Source organism: Rubrobacter calidifluminis, from assembly GCF_028617075.1.
Classification (GTDB): domain Bacteria; phylum Actinomycetota; class Rubrobacteria; order Rubrobacterales; family Rubrobacteraceae; genus Rubrobacter_E; species Rubrobacter_E calidifluminis.
In genome coordinates this window covers 200,455-215,968 of the sequence record NZ_JAQKGV010000003.1, presented here as the reverse complement: position 1 = coordinate 215,968, position 15,514 = coordinate 200,455, and the positions used below count along the sequence as shown (strand labels likewise).

At 69.3% G+C, this 15,514-nt stretch carries 18 protein-coding genes and 1 riboswitch; of the genes, 8 read left to right on the top strand and 10 right to left on the bottom strand.

Translation table 11 applies throughout. The features are described from left to right. The coding region (locus PJB24_RS04075) for a hypothetical protein (RefSeq protein WP_273842969.1) at positions 1-324 on the top strand (324 nt) is incomplete at its 5' end. A gap of 19 nt (positions 325-343) precedes the next feature. Here the strand turns inward: PJB24_RS04075 and PJB24_RS04070 are convergent. Genes PJB24_RS04070 through PJB24_RS04025 form a run of 10 tightly spaced genes read right to left on the bottom strand, consistent with a single transcriptional unit; the run spans position 344 to position 9,951 of the window. Then, the gene (locus PJB24_RS04070; protein ID WP_273842967.1) at positions 344-814 is read right to left on the bottom strand and encodes an HAD family hydrolase; all 471 of its coding nucleotides are present in this window, start codon (positions 812-814) and stop codon (positions 344-346) included. Further along, positions 811-2,247: a hypothetical protein gene (locus PJB24_RS04065; RefSeq protein WP_273842965.1), complete on the bottom strand. Its 1,437-nt coding sequence runs from the start codon at positions 2,245-2,247 to the stop codon at positions 811-813. Before PJB24_RS04065 ends, PJB24_RS04070 begins: the two co-directional genes overlap by 4 nt. Before the next feature lie 3 nt (positions 2,248-2,250). Beyond that, a complete protein-coding gene (locus PJB24_RS04060; protein ID WP_273842984.1) occupies positions 2,251-4,206 on the bottom strand; it encodes a proton-conducting transporter transmembrane domain-containing protein in 1,956 nt (651 codons plus the stop codon). Positions 4,207-4,211: 5 nt separating this feature from the next. Then, positions 4,212-4,703 carry an NADH-quinone oxidoreductase subunit B family protein gene (locus tag PJB24_RS04055; RefSeq protein ID WP_273842963.1) on the bottom strand — a complete coding sequence of 164 codons (492 nt, stop codon included), beginning with the start codon at positions 4,701-4,703 and terminating at the stop codon, positions 4,212-4,214. Then, positions 4,696-5,025 (bottom strand): hypothetical protein, encoded by a 330-nt coding sequence (locus PJB24_RS04050; RefSeq protein WP_273842961.1) that lies wholly within the window; start codon positions 5,023-5,025, stop codon positions 4,696-4,698. The genes PJB24_RS04055 and PJB24_RS04050 overlap by 8 nt, the downstream gene beginning before the upstream one ends. A 20-nt stretch (positions 5,026-5,045) precedes the next feature. Beyond that, positions 5,046-6,590: a hydrogenase large subunit gene (locus PJB24_RS04045; protein WP_273842981.1), complete on the bottom strand. Its 1,545-nt coding sequence runs from the start codon at positions 6,588-6,590 to the stop codon at positions 5,046-5,048. Positions 6,591-6,600: 10 nt separating this feature from the next. Beyond that, positions 6,601-8,070, bottom strand: a complete 1,470-nt coding sequence (locus PJB24_RS04040; protein ID WP_273842959.1) for a proton-conducting transporter transmembrane domain-containing protein — start codon at positions 8,068-8,070, stop codon at positions 6,601-6,603. Then, a complete protein-coding gene (locus tag PJB24_RS04035; RefSeq protein ID WP_273842956.1) occupies positions 8,067-8,729 on the bottom strand; it encodes a hypothetical protein in 663 nt (220 codons plus the stop codon). Before PJB24_RS04035 ends, PJB24_RS04040 begins: the two co-directional genes overlap by 4 nt. A 1-nt stretch (position 8,730) precedes the next feature. Next, entirely contained in the window at positions 8,731-9,687 is a 957-nt protein-coding gene (locus PJB24_RS04030) for a respiratory chain complex I subunit 1 family protein (protein ID WP_273842954.1), read from the bottom strand. Positions 9,688-9,690: 3 nt separating this feature from the next. After that, positions 9,691-9,951 carry a hypothetical protein gene (locus tag PJB24_RS04025; protein WP_273842952.1) on the bottom strand — a complete coding sequence of 87 codons (261 nt, stop codon included), beginning with the start codon at positions 9,949-9,951 and terminating at the stop codon, positions 9,691-9,693. A gap of 74 nt (positions 9,952-10,025) precedes the next feature. Then, positions 10,026-10,092, bottom strand: a riboswitch (Fluoride riboswitch). Positions 10,093-10,173: 81 nt separating this feature from the next. On the opposite strand from PJB24_RS04025, the gene PJB24_RS04020 reads away from it, so the two are divergent. The 7 genes from PJB24_RS04020 (at position 10,174) to PJB24_RS03990 (ending at position 15,476) form a co-directional block, all read left to right on the top strand. Continuing rightward, on the top strand, positions 10,174-10,926 hold the full coding sequence (locus PJB24_RS04020) for a lipoate--protein ligase family protein (RefSeq protein WP_273842950.1): 753 nt from the start codon (positions 10,174-10,176) through the stop codon (positions 10,924-10,926). A 189-nt stretch (positions 10,927-11,115) separates the two neighbouring features. Next, positions 11,116-11,541 carry a hypothetical protein gene (locus PJB24_RS04015; RefSeq protein ID WP_273842947.1) on the top strand — a complete coding sequence of 142 codons (426 nt, stop codon included), beginning with the start codon at positions 11,116-11,118 and terminating at the stop codon, positions 11,539-11,541. Then, entirely contained in the window at positions 11,519-12,019 is a 501-nt protein-coding gene (locus PJB24_RS04010) for a hypothetical protein (protein ID WP_273842945.1), read from the top strand. The genes PJB24_RS04015 and PJB24_RS04010 overlap by 23 nt, the downstream gene beginning before the upstream one ends. Continuing rightward, positions 12,016-13,140 carry a HEAT repeat domain-containing protein gene (locus tag PJB24_RS04005; protein ID WP_273842943.1) on the top strand — a complete coding sequence of 375 codons (1,125 nt, stop codon included), beginning with the start codon at positions 12,016-12,018 and terminating at the stop codon, positions 13,138-13,140. The genes PJB24_RS04010 and PJB24_RS04005 overlap by 4 nt, the downstream gene beginning before the upstream one ends. After that, complete coding sequence (locus PJB24_RS04000) at positions 13,130-13,780, top strand: DUF47 domain-containing protein (RefSeq protein ID WP_273842940.1); 651 nt, start codon at positions 13,130-13,132, stop codon at positions 13,778-13,780. Before PJB24_RS04005 ends, PJB24_RS04000 begins: the two co-directional genes overlap by 11 nt. Then, positions 13,777-14,289: a HEAT repeat domain-containing protein gene (locus PJB24_RS03995; RefSeq protein WP_273842938.1), complete on the top strand. Its 513-nt coding sequence runs from the start codon at positions 13,777-13,779 to the stop codon at positions 14,287-14,289. The genes PJB24_RS04000 and PJB24_RS03995 overlap by 4 nt, the downstream gene beginning before the upstream one ends. Next, the gene (locus PJB24_RS03990; RefSeq protein ID WP_273842937.1) at positions 14,286-15,476 is read left to right on the top strand and encodes an MFS transporter; all 1,191 of its coding nucleotides are present in this window, start codon (positions 14,286-14,288) and stop codon (positions 15,474-15,476) included. The genes PJB24_RS03995 and PJB24_RS03990 overlap by 4 nt, the downstream gene beginning before the upstream one ends. Positions 15,477-15,514: the final 38 nt, after the last annotated feature.

The window sequence follows — 15,514 nt, the reverse complement described above, 5'->3', positions numbered from 1 at the left end:
GCCGGGAGGAGGTTCGGGGTAGGCAGAGAGAGGGAGCTGCACGAGCGAGACGGAGGTGGGACCGTGGAGGAGCAGCAGGTCGAAGCCGAAGGCATGCTGGAGAGGGTGGAGGATGCCGAGTTCAGGCACACCTACGGCACCGAGTGGGCGCTCCTCGACGAGGACGAGGAGGACGTGGCCTACGCCCTGAGGAGCGACACCGAAGACCTCGGCGCGTACGCCGGGCAGCACGTGAGGGTCTCGGGGTTTCTGGTCGAGGGCTATCCGGTGGAGGCGGGGGAGCCGGGGTACATAACCGTCCTGGAGATAGAGGAAGCCTACTGAGGTCACCCGGCTCTTATCCCTAGGGGCGCCAGGTGGCGACGAGCCTCCCGGGGAGGAGCAGGAGGTCGAGCGCGCAGCGGATGTCCGGGGCGATGACGTCCGCTCCGAGGAGGGCGCCGCGCGCGGCGCCCTCCCCGCCCAGGACCGCGATCCCGAGACCGGCCGCCTCGAGCATGGCGGCGTCGTTCGCGCCGTTGCCGACGGCGATGGTCCTCTCCGCGCCCAGCCTTCGCACCGCCGCGGCCTTTCTCTCTCCCTGTACTCCCTCGCCGAGAACCTCCAGGTGCAGCGGGAGCCCGGCGAGGGCGCGGGAGGCGCTCCCGAAGGTGTCGGCGGTGATGACCAGCAGCTCCAGCTTTCGGGAGAGCTTCCTCAGCCGGGTGGCGACGCCCGGGAGCAGTGCTCCGTCCAGGGCGAGCGTTCCGTTGAAATCCAGCACCAGGTGCTCCCAGGTGAGGGGGCCGCGTCCCGGGATCGTCACCTCCATCATGGCTTCACCTCCCCAGTGATCCCCGAACAGGCCGCCACGGCCCGGCGCCAGGCGTCCTGCTCGGGCCCCTTTCTCTCGTACCGTGCGTTCCAGCTCTGCCTGCGCTGGTACTCGCGCAGTTCCCACTGCGGGATCAGCATCCTGCTCCTCGCCGTGCCCGACAGCGCTCCTCTTGCTGCACCGTCTTCGCAGAGCGAGAGCGTCGGTGGAAGGTGTCTCAGGCAGAGCCAGTCCGACTCCTCGTAGGTGCGCCGGGTCTCCGGGTCGGAGAGGGAGCGCCAGAGGAGGTCCGCTTTCGACCTCCCGGCCGTCTTCACGCTGCGGCACGCCGGACACGGCGGGCGCTGCAGCACCGGACCGCGCAGCCTCTGCAGAACCTTCTCGCGCGGCTCGAACGACCGTACGAGCGCCTGACGGAGCGCCGGGAGTGCCGCGGACTCGCGCCGCAGGCTCCCGAAAAGGGTGGGCAGGCGCGCCAGACGGGGGAGGAAACCTTCCGGGGGCCTCTCCTCTCGCAGGGCATCCCCCAGCGCGCCGAGCCTCTCCTGCCAGCGGGAGGCGAGCTCCATGAGGAGCCTACCGGAAGCCTCCGAGAGCTCTCCGAAGGCCCGTCCGTGCTCCCCGCAGAGCCCGAGGGCTTCTTCCCAGCGGTGGTGGGGGTGCTCAGCGACCTCCCGTGAGAGCCAGCTCAGGTAGCGTCCCAGCCCTTCCTCCTCCGCCCGGCATACGGGGCAGCCGGGGCGGGAGAGGTCGAACCTGAGCTCCGCCACGGCCGGAGACCAGCCCCTTCCAGGTGTGCTGCTGGTGGCGGGTGGGGCTTCGGGCGGGGGGCTCTCCCCGGGATGTGGTGATCCCCAAAGCGGGGTGGAGAGGGAGCCCGTGCGTATCCCCTCCTGGATCTCGTCGAGCATCACCCCCACCACGAAGGCGAGCTCGTCCCAGGAGAGGGTCGGCGCGAGCCACAGCAGGTGGGGCAGGCAGAGGGGCCGGCTGCGGCGGAGGGCGCCGCGCACCTCACTGTCTCGCAGGGAGGATACGAGCGAGCTCAGGAGGTTCTCCCGACCCCGTCTTGCGGCGGTGCACGCCGGACACGGGGCCTCCAAAGAGAAGGCACCTCCCTCTCCGCGCAGGTCTTCCGCCGCCGCGGAGATCAGAGGCAGGTAGATGCTCGCGACCGTCTGAGGTACGGCCTGCTGGATCAGGAAGGAGGTGTGAGCGGGGCAGAACCCGCCCGATCGCCGCAGTCGCTCCACGTTCTCCGGCTGGGAATAGCCCTCGTGCAGGTACCAGAAGAAGAACCGCCCGACCGACTCGCCCTCCCGCCGGCAGAAGATGCACCCCCCGGAGGAGAGCGAGCCTAGGACGTCGGCCCGGGCGACCCTGAGGGAGCCGGTCTCCTCCGGACCCGGAGCGTGTCGCAGCCGGCGGATCACGGTCTACCCGGCCGAGGCGTAGACGAGCACGAGCATGAGGACCACGAAGACGTACAGGAGGTACGCCGAGAGGTTGCCCGACTGGATCCTCTTCATCCTCCGCGTCACCCCGAGGAGGACGCCGGATGCCCACTCGTAGAAGCTACCTTCGAGCCAGAAGAGCGTGCGCGAGCGGTACAGACGCCCCACGACCTCCTCCTTCGGCCGGTAGAAGTCCGAGAAGACCGTGCGCAGCGCGTTGGAGAAGCCCCTCGGCGTGTAACCCACGCCCCCAGTAGATGCCTCCCCGGAGGTCCATACCCTCCCCCGGACCATCTCCCTGCCGCCGAAGATCCTCACGGCCCCCCACGCCATCACCACCAGCGCCGGCAGCGCGAGCGCGAGCAGCGTGGGCGAGAGCGCAGAGAAGTTTTCGTAGGCGGGCTGCAGCACCGGCCACATCGAGAACATCCTCCCCGAGATGTCCCCCGCGGGGGTGAGGCTCGCCGTGGCTTTTGCCACCACCCGGATCCAGAGGGGTGCCAGAACCCCCACGCTCAAACCGAGCAGCGCCAGGGTCCCCATCCCCACAAGCCCCGCAACGGAGGGATCTTTTGCCTTCCTCGTAGCCTCCGAGCGTCCCCTGCCCAGAAACACCCCTCCGTAGAGCTTGACGAACCCGAGGATCGCGACTCCTCCAGCCAGCGCCAGAAACGCACCCGCTATGGCCATCGCCGCCCGTGCGGAGAGCTCAGGGAGCCTGAAGCCCTGCATCAGGCTCTCCAGGGTGAGCCACTCGGTTGCAAAGCCACTCGATGGGGGGAGCGCGGCCAGAGAGAGCACGGCCACGAAAGAGAGGAGGGCCGTCTTTGGCATCTTTCTGGCCAGCTCCCCGAGGAGGTCCATCTGGAGCGTGCCCGTGGCGCGGTCTACGGCTCCCACCCCTAAAAACAGCAGCGACTTGGCCAAAGAGTGGTGCAGCATGTGCAGGAGCGCCACCACCACCCCGAGGGCTGCGAGGGGGTAGAGTTTCTCTGAGGAGCCGATCATGAAGATGCCGAGCCCTATCAGGATTATGCCGGCGTTCTCCACGCTGGAGTAGGCGACGAAGCGGCTGAGGTCGCGCTGGGCGATGGCGTAGAGGATCCCAACCGCGGCAGAGATGCCACCGAGGAGCAACACGAGTATTCCCCACCAGGTGGGGCCCGGGCCGAGCACCTGGACGTCGAAGCGCACGATGCCGTAGAAACCCAGGTTCAGGATACCTCCTGCCAAAAGCGCTGCGGCGCCGGGCGGGGCCGAGGAGTAGGAGGAGGGGAGCCAGACCTGGAGCGGCACTACCCCGGCCTTGACCGCAAACCCGGCGAGCGCGAGGACGAAGGCTGCGCTCGCGTACCCGCCGGAGAGGTGCGAGCGAGCCATCTCCGGGAAGCCGAAGGTGCCGGCCTGCGCGAAAGCCAGGAAGAAGGCCGCGAGGATCATCGCCGTACCCAGCTTCGAGGCGGCCGAGTAGAGGTAGCTGGCGCCGACGCGCCCCTCCCTTCCGTCCTCGAAGGCGACGAGCGCGTAGAACGCCCCGGCCGCGACCTCCCAGAAGAACAGGAAGGCGAAAGCGTTCTCCGAGGCGAAGACCAAAAGCGTCGCGAGGGCCAGAAGATCGTAGAGCGCGGCGTAGGTCACGCGGCTTCTTCGCACCTGCTGATGCAGGTTGTACACCGAGACCGGCAGCAGCACGAGCCCGGTCGTGAGGACGAAGAACCCGGAGAGCCCGTCGAGCGAGAAGGCGGCCCTGCCGGGCCCGTATCCGAGATCCACGGAGAGCGTGAAGCCGCCGGCGTAGATCGCCAAAAGCCCGGCGGCGATGGCAAGAGCCCCTCCCAGGGCCCCGAGGGTGAGGCCTGCCTGCGCCCCGCGCTTCCCGAAGAGGAGCGAGACGGCGGCGCCGAGCGCGAGCGAGAGCAGGCAGAGGGAGAACGTCATGCCGCTCAAGAGACCCTCCCGGCGACGTGCTCCTCGCGGCCTATCTTCTGCTCGATGCGTCCCAGGGCGAGCAGGATGCCGTGCAGGAGCGAGAGCGGGTGGGGTGGGCTCCCCGGGACGTAGACGTCGACCGGCAGCACCGCGTCCACCCCGCCCAGCGTGGCGTACGAGCGGCCGTAGATCCCGCCGCCGCACGCCGGGCCGCAGGCCGCGATCACGACCTTCGGGTCGGGCATCGCCTCGTAGGCCATCTTCAGGGGACGCTCCATCGCCCGGGTCACCGGCCCGGTGACGAGTAGCAGGTCGGCGTGACGGGGGGAGGGGGTGAAGAAGAGCCCGACGCGGTGCAGGTCGTAGAACGGGTTCTGCAGCGCCTGCACCTCCGACTCGCACGCCCCGCACGAACCGGCGTCCACGTGGCGTATGTGCAGCGAGCGCCCGAACGCCCGCACTCGCCCGGCGAGCTCCTCCCGGACCTCCCGTTCCTCCCTAGTCACGGTGCACCACCGTTACGAGGTCCCCGCGGTTTCTCACTGCGAGCTCGAAGTCTGGCTCCATCGTGAAAGCACCCCCGGGTACGGAGGCGCAGAGCCCGCAGCAGATGCAGCGGCCGAGGTCCAGCGTGAGGGTCTTTTCGCTCACCCGGATCGCGCCGGGCAGGCACGCCCTCTCGTATTCCTCCCAGGAGCCTTCCGGGTCCAGCCTCTCCGGGTGGACGACCGGGCGCCCCCGGAAGCCCTCCGGAAGTCGCTCTTCCCTCCGGGGGTAGGGGGTCGTGACCCTTCCCCCGGTGAGCCCCCTGTAGAACCATCCGAGCATGTCGTGCAAACCTCCCGTCTCTAACCGTCGCAGGCTGCCTGCGACATAGCGAACGAGTGCTCCATGAACGCGAAGTCGGTTAAGACCTGTCCGTCTGTGGTCTTCGCGAAGAGCGGCCAGTTGGCGAAGGAGGCGGTGCGGACCTTCACCCGGTCCAGGGCACCCTCCTCGCCGAAGCGCAGGTAGTAGAGTTCTTCTCCGCGCGCGCCCTCGGCCCAGCCGAGCGCCTCGGCTCCCGGCTCCGGAGCGGGGGAGGCGGCGTGCACCGGCCCCTCGGGCATCCGGCCGTTGGCCTGACGGATGAGCGAGAACGACTCGTGGGCCTCCCGGAGGCGCACGTCGAAGCGGGCATCGGCATCACCCGCGGATGCCGTCTGTACCTCGAAGTCCAGCTCCGGGTACGCGGCGTAGGGATGGTCCCTGCGGCAGTCGAGGTCGGTGCCGGAGCCGCGTGCGACGGGGCCCACGGCGGCGTGGGCTGCGGCGTCCTCGCGCGAGAGCGGGCCGGCCGAGACGATACGGTCGAGGAACGAGTCGGTTCGCCGCAGGAGCCGCTCGTCACGGGTGAAGTCGCGCTCTATCCCCGCGAGCTCCTCCAGTAGGGTGCCTTCGAGCGCCCCCGGCTCAAACCTGAGCCCACCGACGCGGTTCACGCCGCGCAGGTAGCGGCTGCCGGTGAGGGCGGCGTTCAGGCGCAGGATGCGCTCCTTTAGGATCGCGAAGCGGGCGTTCGCGACGTTGAGCGAGGCTGCCTCGCACTGCTTCGCGACGTGGTCGATGTGGTTGTAGAGGCGCTCGAGCTCGGAGAGGATCACGCGCCAGTGGCGGGCTCTCGGGGGGACCTCGACGCCGAGGGCCCGCTCCGCGGCCTCGCAGAAGGCGAGAGACTGGGCGAACGAGTCGGTGCCCGAGACCCGCTCGGCGACGAGCGGGGCCTGCTCCAGGGGCACCCCCTCGAAGATCTTCTCCATCCCGCGGTGCTTGTAGAACATGTTGAGGTGGAGCCTGAGGATCTTCTCCCCCGGGGTATCCACGACGAACTGCGCGGACTCGAAGACACCTGAGCGGATGGGGCCGTAGGGTATGTGGAAGACGCCGTCGCCCTCGACGGGATCGTGCATGATGGGCCTCTCCCGTTCGGGGGGCGCGAGCTCCACCTCCTTCTCGCGCGCGAAGCCCTTGCGCATGGGGTGCTCTCCTTCCGGCCAGCCCTCGGGGAGGACGAGGCGTTCCGGGTGGGGGTGTCCCGAGGGGGTGAGGCCGAAGAGGTCTTTCATCTCCCGTTCGGGCCAGTCGGCGGCGGGGAGCTCGAGCGCGAGCGAGCTGAACCGCCCACCCGCGAGCGGGGCCTCGAGGATGAGGTAGGTCCCGCCGATCTCGACGACGGCGTGGAGGTAAAAGCGCCCGTCGCGCTCGGAGGCGAACTCGGCGACGAAGCGGGCGTCCTCCTCGACGGCGAGCGCCGGGACCACGTAGGCCAGGCGCTCGGGGGGCATCGAGAGGCGCAGCCCGCCCCAGCGCGTGCGCTCCGGGTGCTCGCCGGTTCTCCGTTCGATCCTCGCCATCTCGTCCAAGCTAGAGACCTCCCACGATCACGCTCGCCGCTCCGCGCAGGACCGCGCTCAAAGCATCCGGCACCCACAGTCCGAGGCCGAGGACGAAGACGAGATCCAGGGCCATCGCCGCGACCATCCAGCGCGAAGCTTCGCCCGGCTTCGCCCCCTCCGGAGGTTCCCCGAGCGCCATGCGGTTCGCGTAGCGGAAGAGCCCGAGGAAGCCCAGGTTCACCAGCGCCAGAAGGAGGACGGCCGGGACGAGCAGGACCCCGGGCTCCGAGAAGCCCCCCGCCAGGATCAGGAACTCGCTGCGGAAGATCCCGAACGGCGGCAGCCCCCCGATCGCCATCCCGGCCGCCAGGAACAGCACGGCGGTCGCGGGGATGAGGTGGATGATCCCGCGGGTCTTCGCGGTCTCGCGGGTGCCGAGCTTCTTCAGGATGCTCCCGGCCCCGAAGAACGCCATGCTCTTGGTCGCGGCGTGGGTGATCACGTGCAGCGCGACCCCGTAGAGCGCGAGCGGGGTGGCGAACGCCGCGCCGACGGCCAGGACCCCCATGTGCTCGATCGAGGAGTAGGCGAACAGGCGCTTGAAGTCGCGCTGGATCAGCACGAAGAACCCCGAGAGGACGAGCGAGGCGACCCCGAAGACGAAGAGCACGGTCTTCGGGAAGCCGAACCCTACGGCGTGGCCCGTGATCCCGTAGAAGCGGAAGATGGCGTACATTGCGTCGGCGAGAAGCGCCCCCGAGAGTAGCGCGGAGACGGGGGTCGGACCTTCGGAGTGGGCGTCTGGGAGCCAGGTGTGCATCGGGACGAGCCCGGCTTTGGTCCCGAAGCCCACGACCGCGAGCAGGAAGGCCAGGCGCACGGTGTCCGGCTGGAGCTTCGGGGCCGCCGAGAGCAGCACGGTCCAGTTCGGATCGTACCCCTCGCCGAGGGCGTTCGTCCCGCTCGCGTACAGGAGGACCACCGCGAGAAGCGCGAGCGCGAGCCCGGAGGAGGCTATGAGCACGTACTTCCAGGCCGCCTCCAGCGAAGCGGCGGTCCCCTCCAGCGCGACCATGAGCGCGGAGACTATCGTGGTCAGCTCGATGGCGACCCAGATCACGCCCATGTCGTCCGTCGCGGGGACGAGGAGCATCGTGAACGCGAAGAGGTTCAACAGCGCGTAGAAGTTGCGGGCGTAGCGGGGAAAGCTCGCCGTGTTCTCCTCGCTCCTGAGGTATCCGATCGAGAAGACGGCGCTCGTCGCGTAGACGAGCGCGACCGCGAGGAGCAGCACGACGCTCAAAGGGTCGGCGTAGAGGAGGCCGCCGAAGGCCGAGACCCTGCCTCCGCCCGTCCCGACGAGCGATGCGGCGAGGGTGAGCGTCGTCACCGCACCCGCGACGGTGAGCACCTGCGAGAGGCGCGGCAGCGGCGAGAGGTAGCTGACGAGGCCGAGGAGGAGCGGGATCGTGACCAGCGCAGCGAGGACGTAGATCATCCCTTGAGCTCCTTCAGCGGGGTCGTCGTCACGGTCGCCCGCCGGACCGCGAGCAGGCGCACCAGGACGCCGAAGACCAGCACGGCCATGAGTACGTCGAAGAGGATCAGGAGCCCCACCAGCAGCGGCAACCCCGGGGCGATGGCGACGGTGCCGAGGAAGATGCCGTTCTCGAGCGTCAGGATCCCGACGAGCTGCGAGATCGTGTTCAGCCGGGTGACCATGAAGAAGAAACCGATCAGGACGACCGCGAGCCCCAGCGCGAAGGAGGTGTGCGGCAACAGCGGCCCGTGCAGCGGGAGCCGGAGCGCGGCGGCGTAGGCGAGACCGGTGAGCGCGAGCGCCGCGAGCAGGGAGGAGGGGACCCCGACGGCGAGCGGGATCTCGACCTCGGCGTGCTCGTCCAGATCGCGGGTGAAGCGCATTATGAGTGCCGGGACGACGAAGACCTTGGCCACGACCGTCACGGCGGCGAGCACGTAGAGCTCGAAGTTTCCGCTCGTGATCCCGGCCAGCGCGGAGAACGCGGCGACGAAGAGCGACTCGAAGGCGTAGAGGGCGGCGTGGCCGTGGATCGCGCGCGAGCGCAGAAGCCCGAACTGCATCAGGACGACCAGTACCGCCGAAAACCCGCCGAGGGCGTCGAGCGCCTGCTGCATGCTACCTTCCTCCCAGGTAGAACGTCACGATCGCGAGCACCGAGAGGATGAACCCGGCGCCCATGAACTCCGGGATCTTGAAGAGCCTCAGCTTCGAGAACGAGGACTCGATCGCGACGACGACCGCCGCGACGACCATCATCTTGGCCAAAAGCGCGAGGAGCGCGACGAGGACACTCGAGGGGCTCCCGTCGTGAGAGAGGCCCCAGGGGAAGACCAGGATGTTCAGGAAGACCGTGTAGAGCAGAAACTGTTTCATCGCCGAGCCCCACTTCAGAAGCGCCATCTCGGGGCCGGAGTGCTCGAAGATGCGAGCCTCGTCTATCATGCCGAACTCAAGCGTCGAGGAGTGGCTCTCTATCGGGATGCGCCCGGTGTCTACCAGGATCATCAGGAAGAACGCCGCGACCGAGAGCACGTGGGTCGGGGAGAAGACCGCCCCCCACGAACTCCTGAGCGTCTCGCCCATCACGTAGGGGAGATCGGTCTTGCTGATCAGGGCGACCGTGAAGAACACGAAGATGAGCGTCGGTTCGGCGAGCACGCTGACCATCATCGCCCGGCTGGAGCCGAGCCCGGCGTAGGGGCTGCCGGAGTCGAGCCCGGCGAGCGCGACGGCGAAGGCGGCCAGAGAGAGCACGAACGCCCCGCCCAGGATGTCCCCCATGTACCCTAAGGGGAGCCCGAAGCTCGTCAACACCGGGATGAGCATCGCGACGGTCATGTAGCAGGCGAACGCGACGTAGGGGGCGAGCGTGAAGACGGGCGAGACGCCTTCCGGCACCGAGCGTCCCTTGTGGAAATACTTCCAGATGTCGTAGTAGGGCTGAAGCACGCTGGGGCCCCTGCGCGCCTGCAGCATCGCCTCGACCCGCGAGATGACGCCGCTTACGAGCGGGGAGAAGACGAGCAGGGTGAGTACCTGCAAAATCTGCAGGACGACCGGAGGGAGCGTCACCTGCTAGACCGCCTCCCTGCGCGAGGCCAGCTCCTCCAGGTAGCAGACCTCGCAGATTATCTCCGTCCTTCTCGCCCGTCGGCGCGGTGGGCTCATCAGCCCCACCGGACGCCGCGCCTCGGGGTAGACCATCCTCACCGCGTGCCCCCTGCAGACGAAGGCCCCGCAGCGGTGGCACACCGCCACCGCCGGCCCTTCCTCTCCCTCGCAGAGGAAGCAGGCCCCAGGGGCTGGAGATCCGCCGGTATAGCGCTCTTCATCCATCGCCACGCTCCTCTCCTCTATCTTCCCGACCGGCGCGGGAGAGGAGACAAAAGAAAGGCCCCTACTCCACGCGCCGTGGAGTAGAAGCCATCAGCACGCCGCCGCGTGCGGTTTCGGGCGGGCCCCATCGCCCATTCGGTTTTGACACCGGGCGCAAATATACACGCATCGCCGGCAGGTTGCAATGCTGTTGTGCCTGCTTGAAGGAGCTTGCGCTGTAGAATGACCCCGGTGCAGGTTCTGCTGAACGAAGGTTTCGAGGACGCCGCCTGCGGCTACGCTCTGGGCTCGGTGCTCTTCGAGCAGGTCGCCGCGGGCAGGCGCCCGGCGACGCTCTCGATCACGCCCTCCACCCGGCACGTCGGCGTGACCCGGCGCGACGTGCGCCGGGAGGGCTTCGAAGAGGCCGTACGCGCCGCCCGGGAGGAGGGTTACCCGGTGCTGGTGCGTTCTGCGGGAGGGGGTGCGATCGCGGCTTCGGAGAGCACGTTCGGGTTCTCGATCGTAAGCCCGGACGGGCGGGGCATGGACCCGATGGAGCGCTACGAGCTGGCCTCCTCCCTGCTACTCGGGGCCCTCTCGCGCCTCGGCATCGCGGCGGAGGTCGGGGAGGTCAAAGACGAGTTCTGCCCCGGCGACCACAGCGTCCGCGTCGGGGGATACCGGGAGGGGATGAAGATCTGCGGGATCGCCCAGCGGATCACCCGCGACGCCGCGAGCGTCGGGGGGATCGTGATCGTCGAGGGCGAGGAGGAGCTGGCGCGGGTGCTCTCGCGGGTCTACGGAGCGATGGGGTTGCCGCTGCGGCCGGAGTCGGTCGGGAGCCTGCGGCGCGCCGGAAGCCGGGCTCCTGTGGACGAGGTCGTCGAGGCGCTCGCCTCGGAGGCCCTGGAGCGCTTCGGGGGCGAGCGCGTCCGGCTCGACGAGGGGACCCGTGCCCTGGCCGCGGCTCGCGCGGACGAATACGGGGTGTAGAGGGTCTCGCTGGTATAATGAGGCGTGTAAGCGCGATGGGGTTCGCGCGGCGGCCGGAAGAGCCGCCAAACCGCCTCTTCTCCACGAGGCTGACGGTCCCTGGTGCTCCCGTACGAGAGGAAAGGAGACCGCTTTTGGGGGACCGCAGATCTTCGACCGCCGACCACTCCCCGACCGGAGGTCGTCCGGATGAGCGGTGAGGTCTCGCACGTCGAGGTCGCGCCGCCGGAGGCGCTCCTCGAGAGGCTCGGCGCCGCGCTCGAGAGCGAGGAGGAGTACCCGAGGGAGCGTGATCTCTTCTCCTACGTCTTCCTGCTCGGCCTCGCCCTGAGCGAGCTCGACGCCCGGCCGGAGGACGACCCAGAACAGCTCTACCAGGAACTCGCCGACTACCAGGGAGCCTACGCCCGGCTGCACCACTCCCTGGCGGAGGCCGCCCGCGACGACCAGACCGGCAGGATGATCAACTCCGCCCTCAGGCGTGAGGTCGCGGCGACCAGAGAGTACCTGATCCCGCGGCTCGAGAGCGAGCGGGAGCGCCTCGGGAGGCGCCGGGAGGCTCTGCGCATGGCCCTTGCGGAAAGGAGGCGGCGTGCAGATAAGGGTGATGTCTGAGGCCATCCGCAGGCTCGAGATGCTGGGTCTCTCCGCCGAAGAAGTCTTCGAGCGCGGGGCGCGCTCGTACCTGGAGCAGCCGAAGGTGAAGAAGCTCGCGATGGAGGGGAGCGCGAAGGAGCGTCTCGAGAACCTCGTCCTCATGCTGGCGCAGACCCGCGCCTCCTACGAGGTGCTCGAACTGTGGCAGGCCACGGAGGGCCACGAGTACGCCTCCGGGCGCGACGAGTACACCGACCTCGCCGGTGAGCTCGAAAAGATGGAGAAGCAGACCGTACGGCCCCTGAGGGATGAGATAGAAGCCCTCGCCCGCGAGGTCGCCCTCCTCGAGGAGGAGCTCAGGCGAAGGGGAGGGGATCTGGACCGGATAGAGCCCCCCTTCCCGAAGAGCGTCACCCGCCCGGTGCTCGAGATGGAGGCCCCCGAAGAGCCTCGGGGGTTCTTCGGGAGCCTCTGGCACAGGCTGACCTCACGATGAAGAGCCGGATCCGGGACGTCAGACGGCTGGTGGAGCGGCTGCGCAGCTGCGAGCTCGCCGAGGTGGACGAACTCGCCCGGGCCTTCGAATCCCTCGGCGTCACGGAGGTTCCCGAGGGGATCGAGGAACTGGCGCGCAGCGGCGATTACACCCGCCGCTACGCCGCCGCGGTGTGCGGTGGGGCCATCGGTGACGGGAGGTTCCTCGGGGATCTGCTCGTCCTCGCTTCGGACGAGGTGGGGCTGGTGCGGCGGGCGGCGGCGCGCTCGCTCGGGAGGCTCGGGGACCGTGGGGCGGTGCCGGCGCTCGTCTTCCTCGCCCGCGACCGTGACCCGCAGGTAAGGGCGGAGGCAGCCCGCTCGCTGGGAGGACTCGGTGCGGGGGAGAGGGTCCTCCGGGAGCTCGTGCGCGACCGGTCCTGGAGCGTACGCCGGGTGGCGCTTTGGGCCCTCGCAGAGGTCGCGGGGGAGAGGGCGGCCGGGGTGCTCGAAGAGGCTCTCGAAGATCCCGAGCCCCGGGTGCGGGAGGCGGTGGTGCCGCTGCTCGTACGCGTGCATCACCTCGAGCCCGTCTTCGAAGCTCTGGCCTCCGACCCCAGCACCGACGTGCGCCGGGTGGCGGCGGAATCGCTCGCCCGCTCGAAGGCCCACCGGGCGGCCCTACCGCTCTTCGAGGCGCTCTGCCGGGAGGGGCCGGGGCTCAGGCCGTACGCCCTCCGCGCCCTTCAGGAGATCCTCGGCGAGGGGGCCGGGGCCTTCCTCGCCGGTCTTCTACGTTCTCCGCAGGCCGAAGAGCGCCGCGCCGCGGTCGACGCCCTGGCCTGGCTCGGGGCCCGAGAGCAGGCCCCTGAACTCCTGCCGCTCCTGGAAGATCCCGATCCCGAGGTCCGCTTCGCCGCGGTGCGGGCCGTGGGGGATCTCGAGGCGCGCGAGGGACTCTTGCCGCTCTACGCGCTCCTCAGAGGGGAGGATCCCGGGTTGCGCAACGCGGCGGCCCGGGCGCTCTCGAAGGTGCCGGGCGCGTTCGCGTTGCTGCGGGAGGCCGCGGAAGACCCGCGGACGGAGGTCGCTCAGGCCGCGCTCGGCGCGCTCGTGACGCGGGGAAGAGCGGATGCCCGGTGAGACGGAAGGGAAGCGAGGCCTCGCCGGCGGGGCCGTGCTGGAGGCCCTCTCCGACCTCGTGGAGGATTTCGTCGCAGGGGCGCAGCTTCTGCACGCCGCCTTCGTCGACCCTTCTCGGATGGCCTCTCACGCCACATACATAGACTCCCTGGAGCAGGCCTCCGACCTCACCATCGCACAGATGCTCGGTGCGGCCGAGAGGTCCGGAGACGGTCACCCTTTCGGCGGGGTCCGGCTCATCATCCTCTCCCAGCACCTCGACGCCGCGATGGACGCGCTGGAGGAGATCTCGGACCTCATGCGGATCTACCACCGCTTCGAGATAGTCCCGACCGAGCAGTCGGTCAGGCTGGCCTCTTACCTGCGGCGGATCTCGGAGGAGCTGTCGCTCTGCGTCGAGGGCGTGAAGAGAGGAGAGGACATAAGCGAGCGTGTGCGCGCGGCGGCCGCCGTGGAGAACGAGGCCGACGTCGCCTACCGGGCGGTCCTCACGGCCCTGCTGGTGCTCGGAGCCGACCCCGTCCAGACGATGCGCTGGAAGGACATCTACGACCGGCTCGAGGAGGCAATCGACCGCTGCGAAGATGTTGCGCAGTTTCTGGGCGGGGTGATGTACGGAGCGGAGGGGATGGAAGGGTGAGCTGGCTCTACTGCCCGCGGTGTTACGAGGTCAACGGTCGGGAGGCGAAGTACTGTGCCCGCTGCGGTGCTCCGTTGCGGGGCGAGACGGGGGAGAACTACGTCGAGAGGCTCATCTGGGCGCTGCACCACCCCCAGGGGGAGACCGCGGTGCGGGCGGCTGGCATCCTGGGCAAGCTCGGCGCGGTCGAGGCGGTGGAGCCTCTGAGCGAGCTGGTGGAGGATGGTGCGGCCGACCCGTACCTGAGGGCGGCCGCCGTGAGCGGTCTGGGGGCCATCGGCGACGAGCGGGCCAGAAAGACGCTGGAGAATGCCCTGCGGAATGGTCCGGTCCAGGTCCGGCTCGCCGCGGTCGAGGCGCTCGAGAGGCTCGGTCCATCCGAAGGGACGCTCGATCTCCTCCGCGAGGTGAGCCGGGAAGGGGGCGGACGGGTCGGCGACGCCGCCAGAGATCTCCTCGCCCGGTGGTCCGGCGGTTGCGGGATGATGGAAGGGGTGATCCTGGCGTGAGAAAAGCTCGCCCAGGTAGGGGAAGGGAGGCCTCCGCGGCACTCTCCTTCGTCGTCCTCATAGGCGTCTTGAGCCTGTTCGCGGACATGACCTACGAGGGAGCCCGGGGTATCTACGGGCCCTTCCTCGCCACCTTCGGCGTCTCCGGGGCGCTCGTCGGGTTCGTCTCCGGGCTCGGGGAGCTCGCGGGCTACGGTGTTCGGCTGCTCTCGGGTTACCTGAGCAGCCGCACCGGCCGCTACTGGCTCATCACGGGGGTGGGGTACGTGGTGAATTTGCTCGCCGCGCCGCTTCTGGCGCTTGCGGGAGACTGGCAGCTCGCCGCGGCCCTGATCGTCCTGGAGCGTATAGGCAAAGGCCTGAGGAACCCGCCGCGCGACGCCATGCTCTCCCACGCCGGCACGGTCATCGGGCAGGGGTGGGCGTTCGCGCTGCGCGAGGCCCTCGACCAGACCGGGGCTCTCGTGGGGCCGCTCGCAGTGGCCGCGATCCTCTACCTGGGCGGTAGCTACCACCTCGCCTTCGCCTTCCTGGCCGTACCCGCCGCGGTCTCGCTGCTCGTCCTCCTGCAGGCCAGGCTGCGCTACCCCAACCCCCGCAGCATGGAGCGGACAGGAGAGGCGTTCGCGCAGAAAAACGTGGGGAGCAGGCTCCCCGCCGCCTTCTGGACTTACCTCGGGGCCATGATGCTCGTCGCGCTCGGGTACGCGGACTTCGGCCTGATCTCCTTCCACCTCGCCTCGGAGACCTCCGGCAGCCTCATCCCGATCCTCTACGCGGTGGCGATGGCGGTCGCCGGCGCTTCGGCGCTCCTCTTCGGACGCTGGTTCGACCGGGGTGGGATGCCCGTCCTGACGCTCGCGGTCGTGATCTCCGCGTTCTTCGCGCCGCTGGCTTTTCTCGGGGGAACTGGGGCGGCGGCCGCCGGCGTCGTCCTCTGGGGGGTGGGGATGGGCATACAGGACTCGCTGATGAGCGCCCCGGTCGCCGGGATGATCCCCGCCGCGAGGAGGGCCTACGCCTACGGCGTCTTCAGCGCCTGCTACGGCGTCGCCTGGTTCGTCGGGAGCTGGCTTCTCGGCGTGCTCTACGACCACTCGGTCATGGGGCTCGTGGCGTTCTCAGTCGTGGTGCAGCTCCTCGCCGTGCCGGTGTTGCTCGCCACCCGCAGGGCGGCCGGAGGTTGATGGGCTCCCGGGGCATGGCTACAATCCCCTTGCGGCGG